This window comes from Achromobacter sp. FW305-C-30-7, from assembly GCF_058783105.1.
The window spans coordinates 13267-29737 of sequence record NZ_JBYSYI010000005.1; the positions used below are offsets into that span (position 1 = coordinate 13267).

Below are 16471 nucleotides of genomic sequence, written 5' to 3' on the forward strand. Positions count from 1 at the left end.
TGCTCAAGATCGGCGATGAGGTCATCGGGGTCTTCCAGGCCCACATGCAGACGCAGCATGACGCCACGTGGCGTGGAGTCCGGCAGGGATCGCGCGGCACGCAGATTGACGGGGATCACCAGGCTTTCGAAACCGCCCCACGATGCGCCTATGCCGAACAGCTGCAGGCTGTTGATAAGTCGCTCGACGTCGTCCATGCCGGCCGCGCCGGAAAATTCCACCGTCAAGAGGCCATTCGCGCCGCTGCAATCGCGCTGCCACAACGCATGGGAAGGATCGCCCGGCAAGGCCGGGCAAAGGACACGCGCCACTTCCGGGCGGCCCAACAGAAAATCGGCCACGCGCAGGGCGCTGCGGGCGTGCTGCGCCATGCGCAAGGGCAATGTGCGCATGCCGCGCAGCACCAGGTAGGCGTCGTCGGCGCCGACGGTCTGGCCCAGATCCACGGTGGCGCGTTCCAGCGGACTCCAGGCGCGCGCATTGGAGATCACCGCGCCCATCATCACGTCGGCATGCCCGCCCAGGTACTTGGTGGCCGCGAGGATCGAAATGTCGGCACCCAGCGTGAGCGGTTTGTGCACCAAACCGGAGGCCCAGGTGTTATCCACAGCCAACCAGCAATCATGCGCGCGGGCCAGCGCGGCCAGTGCCGGCAAATCCGGCATCTCGTAGGTCAGCGAGCCCGGCGACTCCGCATAGATCATGCGGGTTTCAGGACGGATGAGCGCCTCGATGCCCGCGCCGTCCGGCCGGTAGTACGTGTACGCAATCCCCATGCGCGATAGATGTTCCGCGCAGAAGCGGCGCACCGGTTCATACACCGCATCCGTGATCAGCACGTGGTCGCCCGCGCGCAGATAGGCCAGCAGCACGGTGGCGATGGCGGCCTGCCCGGTGGGATACAGCTTGGCGCGATAGCCCTCTTCCAGTTCCACCAAGGCGTCTTCCAGCGCGTGCGTGCTATCGGTGCCGCGCGCGCCATAGGACGGCAGGCGTTCCTGGTCGCGGCGGCTGCGCGTATCGCGCCAAGCCTGCACGCTGTCGAAGACGTAGGTGCTGGCGCGCGTGACCGGCGTATTGACCCAGCCATGATGTGGGCGACCGGCGCGCAGCAGGCGCGTGGCGGACCGATAGGGCTTGTCCATGTCAGCGGCGGGTTTGCACGCCGATCGGCATGACTTTGCAGGTGCCGGCTTCCAGATCGAACGCCAGGCGTTCGGTCAGCGTTTCCAGCGCGCGGCCGTACATGTGCAGATGGCGGATGACGCTGTCGCCCTGGATCTCCACGGCGTGGATATCGTCCGGCATCAGTGCGATGCCCGCGCCAGGACCGACCACCACGGTGCCGGTCTTTTCCAGGCGGCCCACGCCGGGCACGGAACCGTCGTCGCTGCGGTCGTAGACGTAGTTGTATTCCACGCCTTCCACGGCCGCGATACAGGCCCAGGTGGTGTGGTTGTGCGGGACGATCTGCTTGCCGGGGCGCATGACGTTCAGATAGAGCGCGTAGCTCTTGTCGGCCTCTTCGGCGATCAGGTAGCGGGCCTGGCGCTCACCGTCTTCCGGCGCGGGATAGCGGTCGGCGGCCCACCAGTCGGTATGGCTGGCCAGGCCGACCAACTCATCCAGCACGGTCTGGAGGCTGTCGCGGTTCAGCCCCTTATTTCCTACAGTTTTTTTAATATTTCCGATGGCGCTGGCGATGCCAGCCTGATGAGGATGTGCGGTGCTCACTTTCGATTTTCCCTATTTTCATGAGTTATGGAATTGACTGTATCCGTCCTCCTCCCGTGGAACAATTTAAATTGCCTTAAGATTCCATTAGCATCTCTAATACTTTCTAGACCACCATGCGCAACCTGGATCTGGACCTGCTCCGCACCCTGACCGCCATCGCCCGGCACGAGACCTTCTCGGAAGCCGCCAATCGGCTGCATAAGACGCAATCGGCCGTGACGCAGCAGATGCAGCGGCTGGAGTCACTCATCGGCCAGCCTCTGTTCGAGAAACAGGGCCGCAACAAAGTGCTGTCGTCGCACGGACGCCGCCTGGTGGAGTACGCCCGCCACATGCTGGCCATCAACGACGAGGCGCTGCGCGCCTTGCAAGACGGGCCGTTGGAAGGCGATCTGCGGCTGGGCGCGCCGCTGGACGTGGCGGACTCCATCCTGCCGACGCTGCTAACGCACATCGCGCGTGCGGCGCCACGCGTGAAGCTGGAAATCCGCACGGACCGCAGCCCCTTCCTGATGGATGCCCTACGCGCCGGCGAGCTTGACCTGACGATATCCACACGCTTCGATCAGGACTTCGAGGGCGTGGCGCTGCGCACCTCGCCCACGGTGTGGCTGGCCTCCGCCGACTACGTGCACGACATGCATGCGCCGGTGCCGTTGGTGCTGGCCGACGAGCCCAGCATCTTCCGCCGGCTGGCGCTCACGGCCCTGGAGCAGGCGCGCGTGCGCTGGCACACCAACTATGTGGCGCCGACTCTGGTGGGGATAAAGGCCGCCTTGCGCGCCGGACTGGGTGTCACGGCCCGCAGCGTGGAACTACTGGGGCCGGAGATGCGCGTGTTGGGCGAAAAGGAAGGGCTGCCGCCCCTGCCCGACGTGACGTACTTCCTGTGGATAAGGCCGGACCTGATCAATCCGCTGACGCGGCAGGTCTACGACATGCTCAGGACCAGCCTGGGGCTGGCGCAGCAGGAGAATGCGGCGGTCCAGCCGCCGCGCATCAATAGCGGTCGAACAGATCCTGCAGGGCCGCCGGATCGCGCGTGATCGAAAGACCGAGCATCAGCAGGATGCGGGCCTTCTGGGGATTCAGGTCGCGCGCGGCAACGAATCCCAGGCGAGCGTCATCGAGTTCGACATCGCGCGCGACAAAGCCGCTGCCCGTGCGGCTGGAGCGCACCACCGCCACGCCGCTGGCCGCGGCGCGGCTCAGGCCTTCGATGGCCAGGTCGGTGGCATTGCCGTCGCCCACACCAGCGAGCACGATGCCGTCTGCGGCATCAGCGAGAAAATCGATCAGGTCTGCCTGCAGGTTGGCGTGAGCGTAGACGACATCCACGCGGGGCCAGCCGGCTTTTTCAAGCAATGCGAGTGAAAACTCGCTTTCCACGGTATGCGTGGTGGTGTTGCGCGAATAGAAGAACGGTGCGCCGCCATGCATGACACCCGCGCGGCCGCGATTGGGCGAGGCGAACGCGCACAGGCCGGCGCTGGCGATCTTCTGGATTTCGCGGGCGTAGTGCATGTCTTCGTTCATGACGACGAGCGGCCCGCGGCCACGCGCCTCGGGATGGCGCGCCAGCGCCACCGCGTTGTATAGATTGGCCGGACCTTCGGCGCCCAGCGCGGTGGCGGGACGCATGGCACCCACCAGCACCACGGGCTTGTCGTGGCGTATGACCAGGCTCAGGAAGTACGCCGTTTCCTCAAGCGTATCCGTGCCATGCGTGATGACGATACCCGCCACCGAAGCGTCGCGGCACAATGCGTCCACGCGCAAGGCCAGCGCGCGCCACACGGCGTGCGTCATGTTTTGGCTGCCGACGTTGGCGACCTGCTCGGCGCGGATCTCGGCGATGCCAGCCAGCTGCGGCACGGCGGCCAGCAAGTCGTCGACAGAAAACGAACCCGCCTTGTAGCCCGCCGAAGTCGCGTCGGCCTGGGCGCCGGCGATCGTGCCGCCCGTCGCCAGTACCGCAATGACGGGCAGCGCGCGCTCAGGCATCCACCACTCCGGACAGGCCCTGGCGCTCGAGCAGGGAGTTCAGGTGTTCCCAGCCGTGAAAGTCGATGACGATCTGACCCTTTTCCTTGGCGCCCACTTTCAGCGCAACGCGCGTGCCCAAATGGTCGGACAGGGCTTCTTCCAGGCGCGTCAGGTCGCGCGAGGCGCCATTGGCCTTCTTCCTGGGTGCGTTGGACGACTCCGCTTCCTTGGCGGTCTTGGCGACCAGCTTTTCGGCTTCGCGCACCGACAGGCGGCGGGCAATGATCTGGTTGGCCAGCTGGATCTGCGTGGCGGCATCCACGGCGAGCAGTGCGCGCGCATGGCCCATGTCCACATCGCCCGCCAACAGCATGGTCTGCACGGCCGCGGCCAGGTTCAAGAGGCGCAGCAGGTTGCTGGTGGCCGAGCGCGAGCGGCCGATCGCTTGCGCGGCCTGTTCATGCGTCAGGCCGAATTCGTCCAGCAGCCGGCGCACGCCCTGCGCTTCTTCCAGCGGATTCAGGTCTTCGCGCTGAATGTTTTCGATCAGCGCCATGACGGCCGCGTTCTCGTCGGCCACTTCGCGCACCAGCACCGGTACTTCCTTCAGGCCGGCGAGTTGGGCCGCGCGGAACCGGCGTTCGCCGGCGATGATTTCATAATGGCCGGGCGCGACCTCGCCCAGGGCGCGCACAAGAATGGGTTGCATGATGCCTTGTGTGCGGATCGATTCGGCCAATTCGCCCAACGCGCCCTCGTCCATGCGCGTGCGCGGCTGATACTTGCCGGCGCGCATCTTCGAGACGGGCAAGGTGGACGGCGGACCCTCGGGCTTGGCGGCGGCAGCAGCCTTGCCGATGTTTTCGATGGCAGGCGCGTCGGCGCCGAGCAAGGCGTCCAGTCCGCGGCCCAATCCCTTGGGTTTCTTGGTGGCCATAATTAAATCCTCTTTCCTTCTGTTTTTGTATCCCGAGCCAGGCTCAGGCGTCCGCCTGCTCGGCGGGCAGGCGGTACCAATACGCGTAACAGTCTTTAAAACCGTAGCGGCCATACAAAGCGCGCGCGGCTGTATTCTCCGGCTCGACCTGCAAATAGGCCGTCGTGGCGCCGCCGGCGGCGCCTGTTGCCAACAGGTGTTCAATCAGGGCCGCGGCGTAGCCTTTACGTCGCTGCCCCGAGTCGGTAACGATGTCGAACAGGCCGAGCAGATCGCCATCGCGGACAGCCAGGCCCGCGGCTACGCACTGTCCCGCCGCGTCCGTTGCCAGCACCGGCGAGATATCCACAGCCAGTCCTTGCAGGCGCATCCGATGTTCAGCGATGTGTCCGGATTCCGAATTGCGCATCGCCCCGACCGCCGCCGCGAAGCGTCCGGCATCGACAAAATCGAAATGCAGATCGCCCCGGACCTGGGCCCTGGGAGCGAGCGGCGTGCACATGACTCGGGTCTCGTCGGTAAAGGTATAACCGCGGGACTCCAGTTCGGCGTCGAGGGAAAAATCGGGACCGATGGAGGTGATGCGCAGCACCATGGGCAGGCCATGGCGCGCATACAACGATGAACAATACGCCAGCCGCTCGTCCAGCGGACGTGTGGATAACCCCAGCACATTGATGCTGCGCACGCGCTTGACAGGCGAATGCGCAAAGCGCACCAGCCAGCCATCATAGAGCAGCTGCACGCCCACCGCCGTGGCATTCAGCGCGGCCTCTTCCAGACGCGTGCGCAAGCTGTCGCGCGCGTCGATGCGCGGCGTACTGGAGGCTTGCGTTTTGGTCTGGGAAAAGAGCGTGACGGCGGACATGGTTGCGGCCTACTTCAGGTCCTTCCTCACGCGCTCGATCATTTCAGCGCCAAACGAGATATAGGCCTGCGCGCCGCGCGAGCCGCGGTCGTACACCACGCCGGGCATGCCGTAGCTGGGCGCTTCAGCCAGGCGCACGTTGCGCGGCACGACGGTCTTGAAAACCTTGTCGCCGAAGTGCGCCTCGAGTTGCGCGGACACCTGTTGCTGCAAGGTCATGCGCGGATCGAACATGACGCGTAGCAGACCGATGACACGCAGGTCGTCATTGATGTTCCGGTGCACGCGCTTGATGGTATTGACCAGGTCGGACAGGCCTTCCAGCGCGAAGTACTCGCACTGCATCGGAATGATGACGCCATGGGCGGCGGCCAGGCCATTCAGGGTCAGCAACGACAGGGTGGGCGGGCAATCGATCAGCACGAAGTCGTACTGGGTGGCGACGGTATCGATCGCGGCCTTCAGTTGGCGTTCGCGCTGGTCCATTTGCACCAGGTCGATTTCGGCGCCAGACAGTTCGCGGTTGGCGGGCAGCACGTCATAGCCGCCCGATTCGGATTTGACGCGGGCCTGCTCGATATTCGATTCGCCGATCAGCACCTGGTACAGGTTCGACTCCAGCGAGTTCTTGTCGATGCCGCTACCCATCGTGGCATTGCCTTGCGGGTCCAGATCCACCAGCAGCACACGTTGGTTGTGCGTGGCAAGGCCCGCCGCCAGATTGATGGCGGTCGTCGTCTTGCCCACACCGCCCTTCTGGTTGGCAATGCAGAAAATGCGGGCGGAGGTGCTGGGGGGTATGTTCTTCATAGGGTTCCTTGACTACGGCGCATCCAGATGAGGCAGCGCTCGGCCTCTAGCTCAGGCACGCGCAACGGCTGGATGTGATCGACTTGCCATTCTCCGCGCGCATGCAGCGCCTGTATTTCGTCCTCGGGGACCTTGCCCTTCATGGCGACGAGGGTACCATCGTTGCGTACATGGCGACCTGCGAGTTGCGCAAAATCGTCCAAGGATGCGAAGGCGCGCGACGTGACAATGTTGCACTCGGCAGGCGTGAGCGTTTCGATGCGGGCGTGGCTGGCCTGCAGATTGGGCAAGGCCAGCACGCCGCTCATCTGCCGCACGAATGCCGTTTTCTTTTCGACCGCATCCACGCAGGTCACCGACCAGTGCGGCCGCATGATCGCCAGAACGACGCCAGGCAGGCCGCCGCCCGACCCGACGTCGTAGACCTTGGCCGGCGTGCCTGAAGCGCCCAGCGCCTCGTTGAACGGCTCGACGGCGGCCAGGCTGTCGAACAGATGCTGGATCAGCATCTGCTGCGGATCGCGGATGGCGGTGAGGTTATAGGTGCGGTTCCAGCGCTGCATCTGCGACAGATAATTCAGCAGCTTGGCCATCGTGGCGGCATCGGCCTCCAAGCCCAACTGCTCGCATGCGCGAGACAGGCGGCCGGCCATGTCCGCGCCGGCCGTATCGGTGTGTGCGCTCATGCCGCTTGCTTGCGCGAGCCGTAATGCAGGCGCTTCAGATGGATCAGCAGCAATGAAATTGCAGCAGGGGTCACGCCGGAGATGCGCGCGGCCTGGCCGACGGTTTCCGGCCGGTGGGTCTTGAGCTTCTGGCGCACTTCGAATGACAGGCTGGTCACCGCGTCGTAATCGACATCGGCGGGAATGGCCTGCTGTTCGTGTGCGATCTGTTTCTGGACTTCGACCTGCTGGCGGTCGATATAGCCGGCGTACTTCACCTGGATCTCAACCTGCTCGGCCAGCACCTCGTCCGCCACCACGCCAGGGCCAGCCAGCAGCGAGCCATCGGCGCTGCGGGCGGCCATCAAGGCTTCATAGGAAACACTGGGCCGTTTCAGCAGATCTGCAAGTGAGTACTCACGTTCAATTGCCTTGCCCAGCAGCGGCTCGGCAACTTCCGCGGGCAACAGCCGCGGATTCACCCAGGAAGATTTCAAGCGCTCGACTTCGGCAGCCACGGCGTCGCGCTTCCGATTGAAGGCGTCCCAGCGCGCATCGTCGACGATGCCAAGACGGCGGCCGATTTCCGTCAGACGCAGATCGGCATTGTCTTCACGGAGGCTCAAACGGTACTCGGCCCGAGAGGTGAACATGCGGTACGGCTCGGTCACGCCGCGCGTAACCAAGTCGTCCACCAGCACGCCCAGATAAGCTTCATCACGGCGCGGGGTCCACTGCTCGCGATCCAGCGCGAACAGCGCAGCATTGACGCCAGCCAGCAAGCCTTGTGCGGCGGCTTCTTCGTAGCCCGTTGTGCCGTTGATCTGTCCGGCAAAGTACAGACCCCCGATCGCCTTGGTTTCTAGCGTGCTCTTCAATCCACGTGGATCGAAGTAGTCGTACTCGATGGCGTAGCCGGGACGCAGGATGTGCGCATTCTCCAGTCCTGGCAAGGAATGGATAAGCGCCAGCTGCACGTCGAACGACAAGCTGGTCGACACACCATTCGGATAGACCTCATGCGTGTCCAGGCCCTCGGGCTCCAGGAAGACCTGGTGCGACTCCTTGTCGGCAAAGCGATGGATCTTGTCTTCGATGGACGGGCAGTAGCGCGGGCCCACCCCTTCGATCACGCCGCTGTACATCGGCGAGCGGTCCAAGCCGCCGCGGATGATGTCGTGGGTGCGCGCATTGGTGTGCGTGATCCAGCAAGGCAATTGACGCGGGTGCATGCCGACATTGCCCATGTAGGAAAACACGGGAATCGGATTCAAGTCGCCAGGCTGCTCTTCCAGGATGCTGTAGTTGATCGAGCGGCCATCGATGCGCGGCGGCGTGCCAGTCTTCAGTCGGCCTTGCGGCAGCTTGAGTTCCTTCAGCCGCTGACCCAGCGAGACGGCCGGAGGATCTCCAGCACGACCGCCCGAATAGTTCTGCAGGCCCACGTGGATCAGGCCGTTGAGAAACGTGCCCGCGGTCAGCACCACGGACTTCGCCCGGAATTGCAGTCCGATCTGGGTAACGGCGCCGACCACGCGGTCGCCCTCCACCATCAGGTCCTCAACCGCTTGCTGAAACAGCCAAAGATTCGGCTGGTTTTCCAGGCGGCCACGGATTGCCTTGCGGTACAGCACGCGATCCGCTTGGGCGCGCGTGGCCCGGACTGCCGGGCCTTTCGAACCATTCAAGATGCGGAACTGGATCCCTGCTTCATCCGTTGCCAAGGCCATGGCGCCGCCCAGGGCGTCCACTTCTTTCACAAGGTGGCCCTTGCCGATCCCACCGATGGAGGGATTGCAAGACATTTGGCCTAGGGTTTCGATGTTGTGCGTCAACAGCAGCGTCTGGGCGCCGGTGCGGGCAGCAGCCAGCGCAGCTTCGGTGCCGGCGTGGCCGCCACCGACGACGATGACATCGAATTCGCGGGGATAGTCCATGATGGGGGGGAAAGATAAGAGAGCGTTCGGTGCTCATTATAGAGGCAGGGATTGCATGTTTCACGTGAAACATGCTTCGGCGCAGCATGAGTGCATTCAAGGCCTATCGTCGTAGGCAAAAAGGCAACGGGACAGCGCTGCGGTTGATGAATATGTCGGCATTTGCCACTGCTTTGCCTATTAGGTTTCACGTGAAACACCGCGTGCCTTCGGCGCACTCATCCCGTTTGCAGCGGATAGTCATTGAATTGAACAGGTTGGCGGGGTACGTCCATCCGGAAAATGTGTTCATCACATCAACCCGAACCCTATATGTTCCACGTGAAACACCTGTGCAAACGCGAATGCTTGCTCAATTCAAGCCGCGACAAGACGCGGGCAACACCAGGGTCTCGGACAGAGAAGAGATGCCATATATGGGCATGAGCAATCCCCCGCGTCAAAGTCGGCATCCCCTCTCCCGATTCCGCGTACATGGTCGCAAATGTTCCACGTGAAACATGAAACGGCTACGTTTCTAGAGCTCAAGCCAGCGCCATTGCTGCATCCCTAGGCACCGAAGTCATTCCAGCATTCGCAGGTAGTAGCAACTGAGCAGAACTTGGAAATGGAGAAGCGCGTTCTGCAGGCTCTCTACTGGATACTTTTCGGTGATGCTTCACGTGAAACATCGGAGTTCGCGGCGCCCACTTGCACTGTTCCACGTGAAACATACGCCTGCTAGCGAATACGCGATAAGCAGACACCGAAGGCCGAACCAAAGTGTTCCACGTGAAACAGAGGACGGGCTACTCCAGAATGCAATGCTTGAAATCGACGCCCCAAAATCAGCCTTCACTGCAACAGAATCGAGCATGGACCGTAATCCCGCAAGCTCTGCTTTGTCCGCGGCCTAAGTCGATCATTTGATGGTTTCTACGAAAAAAAGCGATTTTTCGACCCCTACCCTACCCCTTACCCAAAAAAAGAGCATTTTCTTGTTCCACGTGAAACCACAAAGACCATAGACATCAACACTCACCCCGCGTGATCAACCTAAATCCTGATCTTCAACTGTGAAGCCATCAGCAATTCCCAGCCCGGAAAACCATCCTGTCAGACTCAAGAAATCACTTTGAACTCCATCGAAATCTGGCTGGAAACTGAAACGTTGAACGCTCCTCGGAACCAGACAAGCAAAGCAGTACACCCACCCTGCCAACTGAGGGTATAGCAAGCCAGACAGAACATTGGATAGTTGCCCATCAACCCCTTCACTATCCAACCGTGTGTCGTTGAACTCGCATAGGGTTATCAACAGCTAGCAAATCCGATAGCCAGACGGCATCAGCCGTTTCACGTGGAACAACTCTGGGGATAAGTCGCCGAGAACAGCGTAGCCTTGGAGAAAAAAGAGAACGTTCCGTCAAAACAGCAAAGTGCCAAGAACTATGAAAAAGCACAAATGCACAACGCCGTTCCCTATGGCAGCAATCGATTATTTCTATTTTGGATGCCTGCCAAGCGTGCGACCACGCATGCCACAAAATAAAGCCACGTTGTGGCAAAAAACGTGGACAACTATGTGGATAAGATCGCCCCACCATCCGACGAGTTTTCGAAAAAGACGAATGACGACCATCGATCCCAAACTGACGCGGAACTCTGTCAGCTCGCTTCAGTCAAAATGCCGCTCGAAAAATCGCGGGACCGGATTATCCACACGTTTATCCACGCGCATCCATCCTGCGGTCCGCCGCTACGCGAAAGCCGCGAACGACCCGGGACAGATTCCTTGATCAGACAAGTATCTTGCACCTCCATAGATGGGTTCACCATCATCCTTTTGGGCGAGGGCCTGTCTTTCATGTGAATCCCTGTGGAAAACCCGCCGGGCTGAAATTCGGCAGAGAACTCCGGCTCGCTTGCAACATCGCCGATCAAGCCCAACCCATGTCATCGGGCTGGCATTAGGGCCGGACGATGCTCCCCGAGCGCTATCTTCCGAGCCTATCCCCATTTCTATCCACAGGCAGATGGGCCTTCCCGGGGCACCAAAGGATGTAATTCTGTGCATAACCGGGATGGGGATATCTTTGTGAACAACCCTCCGCCGCCAGAGGTAAAACGGGCCGTGATGGCCAGCCGGGAGTATCGCGAAGCGTAAGCGCCCTGGCCGCGCAACCGCCAGAAAACTGCGCTAAATGCCTGTATTCCCTAGGGAATCGCCCTGTTTACATATAAACAGTGCCTGCAAACCTAGACAGGCCCGACATCCTGGCGGCCGGACATTGTTGTTCCAAGGAAGATGGAATAACTGTGCAAAACCCCGTTGCGGATAGACTATTGCTTCATTGGTGAGCACGAAAATACTCATACCCAAAAATAATTATCCACAAACTTATCCACGGCTGGAGGATATGTTAGTGAACACTAACTACTCTGTTGGCGCAGACGGATAAAGCGCGCGCCGCCAAATGAAACAACGCCCCAGACCAGAAGGTCTTGGGGCGTTGTAGCCAGGTCGGACCTGGCAGACGGGAAATTGGGATTTCCCGATTTAGAGCGGGCGAATTTCGGCCGCTTGAGGTCCTTTCGGACCATCCTTGACTTCGAATTCGACTTCCTGGCCTTCGTTCAGGCTGCGATAGCCGCGGCCCTGGATGGCGGAAAAGTGTGCGAAAACATCGGTACCACCAACGTCCGGCGTGATGAAACCGTAACCCTTGTCAGCGTTGAACCACTTAACTTTGCCCTTCTGAGCCATTTTTTCTAGCGTCCTGTAATTAACTCGAAATGCAATGAATCAAGGACGCCGTGAGAACTGAACGACCGGTAGTGGTACCTGCGTTGCTGCTGCGTTCCCGTTTGCCGCCTAGCTGCAGAACGAGTCCGCGCGCTGCTTGAATCAACTGCGTAATCAGCATACTCAGCACGCATTACAGACTCATATAGTTGTTTACCCCAATGTCGTATTTTTAATACTGGATCTCGTTCCGCTACGGCGCGCGGCCCTGGCGGCGCGCCATAAAAGCGTAGATCGGGCCTGTCACGATCACGACGAAAACCATGCGCATGACGTGGAACGCGGTGACCACCGGAACACCCAACTGCAGCACCTTGGCCGTGATGGCCATCTCGGCGATGCCGCCTGGCGTAGTGCCGAGAATCAGTGTCGGGATCGGCGCGGCGGACCACAGCGACAGCAATGCGCCCAAGCCGAATGCGAGCGCCAGCGCGGCCACCGTAAAGCCCGCCACCGCGGCAATGAAACGCGGCGCGGCACGAAAGAAATCCGGCCGATAGCGGTCGCCCAGCGACCAGCCGATCAGCAACTGGCCTATCTTCGGCACATAGTCCGGCAGGGCCGACAGCTCGATGCCGTTGGTCGTCAGAATCATGGCGATCAGCATCGGACCCAGCACCCAGGGATTGGGCAAGCGCAGCTTCATGAAGGCCGTGCCGCCTATGCAGGTCAACGCAACCAGCAGCGCCAGTCCCCAGCCATGGACCACCTTGGGCCCCGGCACCGTGGGATCCAGGCCCGCCACGCCCCACCATTGAAAGATGAAAGGCACCGCGACGACCACCATCAGCACGCGCACGCTATGCGCCGTCGCCACGCGGTCTATGCGGGCTCCATGGCGTTCGGCGAGGTTCGCCATTTCACTGGCGCCGCCGATCGCCGAAGAAAACCAGGCAGTCTTGAAATCGACGTCGGTGTAGCGGCGCAGAATCGCCGTGCCCATGAATGCCAAGCCCAAGGCGAACAACATGCCGACGATGATGGGGCCCGCATTGCTGCCGATGTGGCCTATCACCTGCGGCGTGAAGTACAGGCCCAGGGAAGTTCCAATCACCCACTGGCCGGCATTGCGCGCCGGCCGGGGACACGCTGTGCCCAGGCCCGCGATACGCGTCGCAGCCGTCAGCAGCAGCGCCCCCAGCATCCATGGCAGCGGAATATGCGCCCACACCGCCAACAACGCGCCGGCCAAGGCGATCGCCAAACCGCCCAATACCCTCAACAACATGTTCTGAACCACGATACCGTCGCGCCTTAAGCTCATGAGAAAACCGAATTATGAGTTAGTGGGATACTTACGAAAACTCTCTCTGCTAGCAACGTTCACTCTCGCGTCCACCATGATCCGATCCAAACTCCCCGACGTTGGCACCACCATCTTTACCGTGATGAGCCGCCTGGCCATCGAGCACAAAGCCATCAACCTGGGCCAGGGCTTTCCCGATTTCGATCCCGACCCCGCCTTGTGCGCCCTGGTGACCAAGGCCATGGCCGACGGCCACAACCAGTATCCCTACATGCCGGGCGTCGCACCCCTGCGCGAAGCCATCGCCGCCAAGACGCGCGAGCTCTACGGCCATGCCTACGATCCTGAAACCGAAATCACCGTCACCAGCGGCGCGACCGAAGCGTTGATGGCAACCGTGCTGGCCGCCGTGGGCAGTGGCGACGAAGTCGTCGTCATCGAACCTTGCTACGACTCCTATCTGCCGGCGATCCGCCTGGCGGGCGGCACTGCCGTGCCGGTGCCGCTGCGCGCCCCCACCGAGGCCGATCCCTACTACCGCATCGACTGGCAGCGCGTGCGCGAAGCCATCACGTCGAAGACGCGTCTGCTGATGCTGAACTTTCCGCACAATCCGACGGGCGCGGTGTTGGACGATAGCGACCTGGACGCACTGGAAGCCATCGTGCGAGATACCGGCGTGCTGCTGGTGTCCGACGAGGTCTATGAACACATCGTGTTCGATGGCAAGCCACACGCCAGCGTGGCGCGACGCCCGCTGCTGGCCGAGCATGCCTTCGTGATCTCGTCCTTCGGCAAGACCTATCACACCACGGGATGGAAGATCGGCTATTGCTGCGCGCCGCGTCAGCTCAGCGCGGAACTGCGCAAAGTGCATCAATTCATGGTGTTCACCGTGCCCTCGCCCATGCAGTTCGCCCTGGCCGAATTCATGCGCGACCCCAAGCCTTACCTCGATCTGCCGGCCTTCTATCAGGCCAAACGCGACCGCCTGGCGCAGGGCTTGGCCAAGACCCGCTTCCGCCCCCTGCCCAGCCCCGGCACCTTTTTCTTGCTGGCCGACTACAGCCAGATATCCAAGCAGAACGAAGCCGACTTCGCGCGCGATCTGACAGTGAATCATGGCGTCACAGTGATACCGGTATCCGCGTTCTACCGCCAGCCCGACGCGCCTGAATCGAACCACCGCATCGTGCGCTTCTGCTTCGCCAAGAAAGACGCGACCCTCGATGCCGCCCTGGAACGCCTGGCGCAAGTTTGACGCCGCTTCCAAATCGACTCGTCAGGGATCCGTGATTTCACGCGGACGCCATATGAAAGAGCTTTTCGCAAAAAACATGAGTAAAAGCTCGTATATATAGAACTCACTATCTGTGTGATTCAATCGACAAAAAAAGGGCGCCCATAAGGCGCCCTTTGCAGTTCCCGGCCAAGATCCCGCAGTGCGGCTGTTGCCCTTTACAACAGCCGCGCCGACATGGGATCAGACCGGACCAGCGGCAAGCTTTTTCGCGGCGCGCATGCGGCGCATGATTTGCGGCACGATCACGACCGCGGCCGCCCCCACCCACATCGAGATAGACACAGGGCTGGCGAACAGCACGGCCACGTCGCCGTCGGTCATCGACAAGGCGCGGCGCAAGTTCTGCTCCATCATGTTGCCCAGCACGACACCCAGCACCAGCGGCGCCATGGGCACGCCGAACTTGCGCAGGAAGTATCCCAAAGCGCCGATACCGGCAACCAGCAGCAGATCGAACGTGCCCGCATTAATTGCGTAGACGCCGATGTAGCTGATGCACAGAATGCCCGGCACCATCAGCCATCCCGGTACCGACAGCACTTTGGAGAAGAAGCGCACCAGCGGCACGTTCATGATGAACAGCAGCACGTTGGCCACGAACAGCGAAGCGATCAGGCCCCAAACCAGTTCCGGCTTGGTGTCGAACAGCACCGGACCCGGCGTGATGTTGTAGAGCGTCAGCGCGCCCATCATCACCGCCGTGGTGCCCGAACCGGGCACGCCCAGGGTCAACATGGGCACGAACGAACCGATGGCTGAGGCCGTGGCGGCGGCTTCCGGCGCAACCAGGCCGCGCATGTCGCCCTTGCCGAACTTGGCTTCCGGATCCTTGGCTTCGATGATGCGCTTTTCCTGCGAGTACGCCACGGCAGCGGCCACGCTGGCGCCAGCGCCTGGCAGCACTCCCACGCCAAAGCCCACCAGCGCGCTGCGCACCACGCTCCACCAGGTGTAAGCCATCTCTTTCAAGTTGAAGAGCTTGCGACCGCTGGGCTTGACCTCGACGCTGTGGCCGGCCATCACCTTCTCCAGCATTTCCAGCATCTCGCTGACCGCGAACAGCGCGATCACAACCACCACGAAATCGATACCGTCGGCCAAATGCACCGATTCAAAGGTATAGCGGTAAACGCCCGAGTTCGCGTCCACGCCCACCACCGAAATCGACAGCCCTATCATTGCCGCCAGCACGCCTTTGATGGGCTGTTTGCCCAACAGGCTGGTGAGGCAGCAGAACGCGAAAATCATCAGCACGAAGTACTCGGCCGGCCCGAAAGCCAACGCCCACTTCGCCAGCAACGGCGCCAGCAGAATAATGCCCAGCACCGAAACGATAGCGCCGAAGAATGCAGACCAGGCCGACAGCGACAGCGCCACGCTCGCCATGCCCTGACGTGCCAACGGATAGCCGTCCAACGTCGTCATGATGGCGCTGGCCTCGCCCGGCACGTTCAGCAGGATCGCGGTGATCCGGCCGCCATACTCGGCGCCCACATACACGGCAGCCAGCAGGATCAGCGCGGTCTCGGGCGGCAGGTTCATGGCGAAAGCGATCGGTATCAGCATCGCCACGCCATTGACCGGCCCCAGGCCCGGCAGCACACCCACCATGGTGCCGATGAACGAGCCGATCATGGCCACCAGGACGTTCGTCAGCGATAAGGCCACGCCAAAGCCGATCGCCAAATGATCAAGAATGCCGCTCATATCAGGGTCTCCAGCAGTCCGCCAGGCAGGACCACGTCCAGCACCTTGTCGAACAGCACGAAAAAGAAAAGGCTCATGACGACGCCGCCGATGGCGCACTTGATCCAGCTACCTCCGAACAGGCGGCCGACGAATACCGTCATCAAGGACGTCGCGATCACGAAGCCGAGCCACTGGAACAGGAAGGCATAAGCCACCGTGAACGCCATCATCAGCGCGATGCGGCCGTTCGCGCCAGGCGGATTGGCCTCGACCTGATGGCCGCCCTTGTAAACCAGCCACAGCCCGCACAGGCCGATGATCAGTGCCAGCAGCAGCGGAAAGGCGCGCGGACCCACCGGCTCGTAGGCGAACGGGGCTTCGATTCCCCAGCCGGCCGCCGTCATGAAGGCGGCAAGCGCAAGTGCCCCCACGCCCAATATTCGATCGTTCATGATCACTTTTCCGTTGTAGTCGCATCGCGCGGCGCAGGGATCCCCAGCCGCCGCGG

General features: G+C 61.7%; 13 protein-coding genes and 1 pseudogene. 2 read left to right on the forward strand and 12 right to left on the reverse strand.

Features of this window, described 5'->3' with window-relative positions; translation table 11 throughout:
* Positions 1-2: 2 nt before the first annotated feature.
* Positions 3-1145: pseudogene (gene metC / locus AC3WOB_RS16920) on the reverse strand (cystathionine beta-lyase); the annotation flags it as partial.
* 1 nt (position 1146) lies between these two features.
* Entirely contained in the window at positions 1147-1734 is a 588-nt protein-coding gene (locus AC3WOB_RS16925) for a cysteine dioxygenase family protein (protein ID WP_492275681.1), read from the reverse strand.
* A gap of 116 nt (positions 1735-1850) precedes the next feature.
* On the opposite strand from AC3WOB_RS16925, the gene AC3WOB_RS16930 reads away from it, so the two are divergent.
* Positions 1851-2783: a LysR substrate-binding domain-containing protein gene (locus AC3WOB_RS16930; RefSeq protein WP_013397046.1), complete on the forward strand. Its 933-nt coding sequence runs from the start codon at positions 1851-1853 to the stop codon at positions 2781-2783.
* Here AC3WOB_RS16930 and AC3WOB_RS16935 read toward each other — a convergent pair.
* The 8 genes from AC3WOB_RS16935 to AC3WOB_RS16970 all read right to left on the reverse strand — a co-directional run bounded on the left by AC3WOB_RS16935 (position 2737) and on the right by AC3WOB_RS16970 (position 12989).
* On the reverse strand, positions 2737-3741 hold the full coding sequence (locus tag AC3WOB_RS16935; protein ID WP_492275682.1) for an asparaginase: 1005 nt from the start codon (positions 3739-3741) through the stop codon (positions 2737-2739). The genes AC3WOB_RS16930 and AC3WOB_RS16935 overlap by 47 nt on opposite strands.
* Positions 3734-4660: a ParB/RepB/Spo0J family partition protein gene (locus tag AC3WOB_RS16940; RefSeq protein ID WP_492275683.1), complete on the reverse strand. Its 927-nt coding sequence runs from the start codon at positions 4658-4660 to the stop codon at positions 3734-3736. The genes AC3WOB_RS16935 and AC3WOB_RS16940 overlap by 8 nt, the downstream gene beginning before the upstream one ends.
* Before the next feature lie 43 nt (positions 4661-4703).
* Positions 4704-5528, reverse strand: coding sequence for a GNAT family N-acetyltransferase (locus AC3WOB_RS16945; RefSeq protein WP_492275684.1), 825 nt, complete (start codon positions 5526-5528; stop codon positions 4704-4706).
* Between the two features lie 9 nt (positions 5529-5537).
* Entirely contained in the window at positions 5538-6338 is an 801-nt protein-coding gene (locus AC3WOB_RS16950) for a ParA family protein (RefSeq protein WP_013397050.1), read from the reverse strand.
* Positions 6335-7024, reverse strand: a complete 690-nt coding sequence (rsmG, locus tag AC3WOB_RS16955; RefSeq protein ID WP_492275685.1) for a 16S rRNA (guanine(527)-N(7))-methyltransferase RsmG — start codon at positions 7022-7024, stop codon at positions 6335-6337. The genes AC3WOB_RS16950 and rsmG overlap by 4 nt, the downstream gene beginning before the upstream one ends.
* Complete coding sequence (gene mnmG / locus AC3WOB_RS16960; RefSeq protein WP_492275686.1) at positions 7021-8940, reverse strand: tRNA uridine-5-carboxymethylaminomethyl(34) synthesis enzyme MnmG; 1920 nt, start codon at positions 8938-8940, stop codon at positions 7021-7023. The genes rsmG and mnmG overlap by 4 nt, the downstream gene beginning before the upstream one ends.
* 2539 nt (positions 8941-11479) lie before the next feature.
* Complete coding sequence (locus AC3WOB_RS16965) at positions 11480-11686, reverse strand: cold-shock protein (RefSeq protein ID WP_006216596.1); 207 nt, start codon at positions 11684-11686, stop codon at positions 11480-11482.
* Positions 11687-11918: 232 nt separating this feature from the next.
* Positions 11919-12989 (reverse strand): AbrB family transcriptional regulator, encoded by a 1071-nt coding sequence (locus AC3WOB_RS16970; RefSeq protein ID WP_492275687.1) that lies wholly within the window; start codon positions 12987-12989, stop codon positions 11919-11921.
* Between the two features lie 76 nt (positions 12990-13065).
* Here AC3WOB_RS16970 and AC3WOB_RS16975 point away from each other — a divergent pair, with 76 nt between their 5' ends.
* Complete coding sequence (locus AC3WOB_RS16975) at positions 13066-14232, forward strand: pyridoxal phosphate-dependent aminotransferase (RefSeq protein WP_013397054.1); 1167 nt, start codon at positions 13066-13068, stop codon at positions 14230-14232.
* Between the two features lie 222 nt (positions 14233-14454).
* On the opposite strand, the gene AC3WOB_RS16980 is transcribed toward AC3WOB_RS16975, so the two are convergent.
* Positions 14455-15981: a tripartite tricarboxylate transporter permease gene (locus AC3WOB_RS16980; RefSeq protein ID WP_013397055.1), complete on the reverse strand. Its 1527-nt coding sequence runs from the start codon at positions 15979-15981 to the stop codon at positions 14455-14457.
* Positions 15978-16415: a tripartite tricarboxylate transporter TctB family protein gene (locus AC3WOB_RS16985; protein WP_013397056.1), complete on the reverse strand. Its 438-nt coding sequence runs from the start codon at positions 16413-16415 to the stop codon at positions 15978-15980. The genes AC3WOB_RS16980 and AC3WOB_RS16985 overlap by 4 nt, the downstream gene beginning before the upstream one ends.
* Between the last annotated feature and the right edge of the window lie 56 nt (positions 16416-16471).

What these genes read in the sequence shown, in the direction of transcription:
- AC3WOB_RS16970 (WP_492275687.1), bottom strand. Translation starts at nt 12,989, where the DNA reads ATGAGCTTAAGGCGCGACGGTATCGTGGTTCAGAACATGTTGTTGAGG.
- rsmG (WP_492275685.1), bottom strand. Translation starts at nt 7,024, where the DNA reads ATGAGCGCACACACCGATACGGCCGGCGCGGACATGGCCGGCCGCCTG.
- AC3WOB_RS16940 (WP_492275683.1), bottom strand. Translation starts at nt 4,660, where the DNA reads ATGGCCACCAAGAAACCCAAGGGATTGGGCCGCGGACTGGACGCCTTG.
- AC3WOB_RS16930 (WP_013397046.1), top strand. Translation starts at nt 1,851, where the DNA reads ATGCGCAACCTGGATCTGGACCTGCTCCGCACCCTGACCGCCATCGCC.
- AC3WOB_RS16980 (WP_013397055.1), bottom strand. Translation starts at nt 15,981, where the DNA reads ATGAGCGGCATTCTTGATCATTTGGCGATCGGCTTTGGCGTGGCCTTA.
- AC3WOB_RS16985 (WP_013397056.1), bottom strand. Translation starts at nt 16,415, where the DNA reads ATGAACGATCGAATATTGGGCGTGGGGGCACTTGCGCTTGCCGCCTTC.
- mnmG (WP_492275686.1), bottom strand. Translation starts at nt 8,940, where the DNA reads ATGGACTATCCCCGCGAATTCGATGTCATCGTCGTCGGTGGCGGCCAC.
- AC3WOB_RS16935 (WP_492275682.1), bottom strand. Translation starts at nt 3,741, where the DNA reads ATGCCTGAGCGCGCGCTGCCCGTCATTGCGGTACTGGCGACGGGCGGC.
- AC3WOB_RS16950 (WP_013397050.1), bottom strand. Translation starts at nt 6,338, where the DNA reads ATGAAGAACATACCCCCCAGCACCTCCGCCCGCATTTTCTGCATTGCC.
- AC3WOB_RS16945 (WP_492275684.1), bottom strand. Translation starts at nt 5,528, where the DNA reads ATGTCCGCCGTCACGCTCTTTTCCCAGACCAAAACGCAAGCCTCCAGT.
- AC3WOB_RS16975 (WP_013397054.1), top strand. Translation starts at nt 13,066, where the DNA reads ATGATCCGATCCAAACTCCCCGACGTTGGCACCACCATCTTTACCGTG.
- AC3WOB_RS16965 (WP_006216596.1), bottom strand. Translation starts at nt 11,686, where the DNA reads ATGGCTCAGAAGGGCAAAGTTAAGTGGTTCAACGCTGACAAGGGTTAC.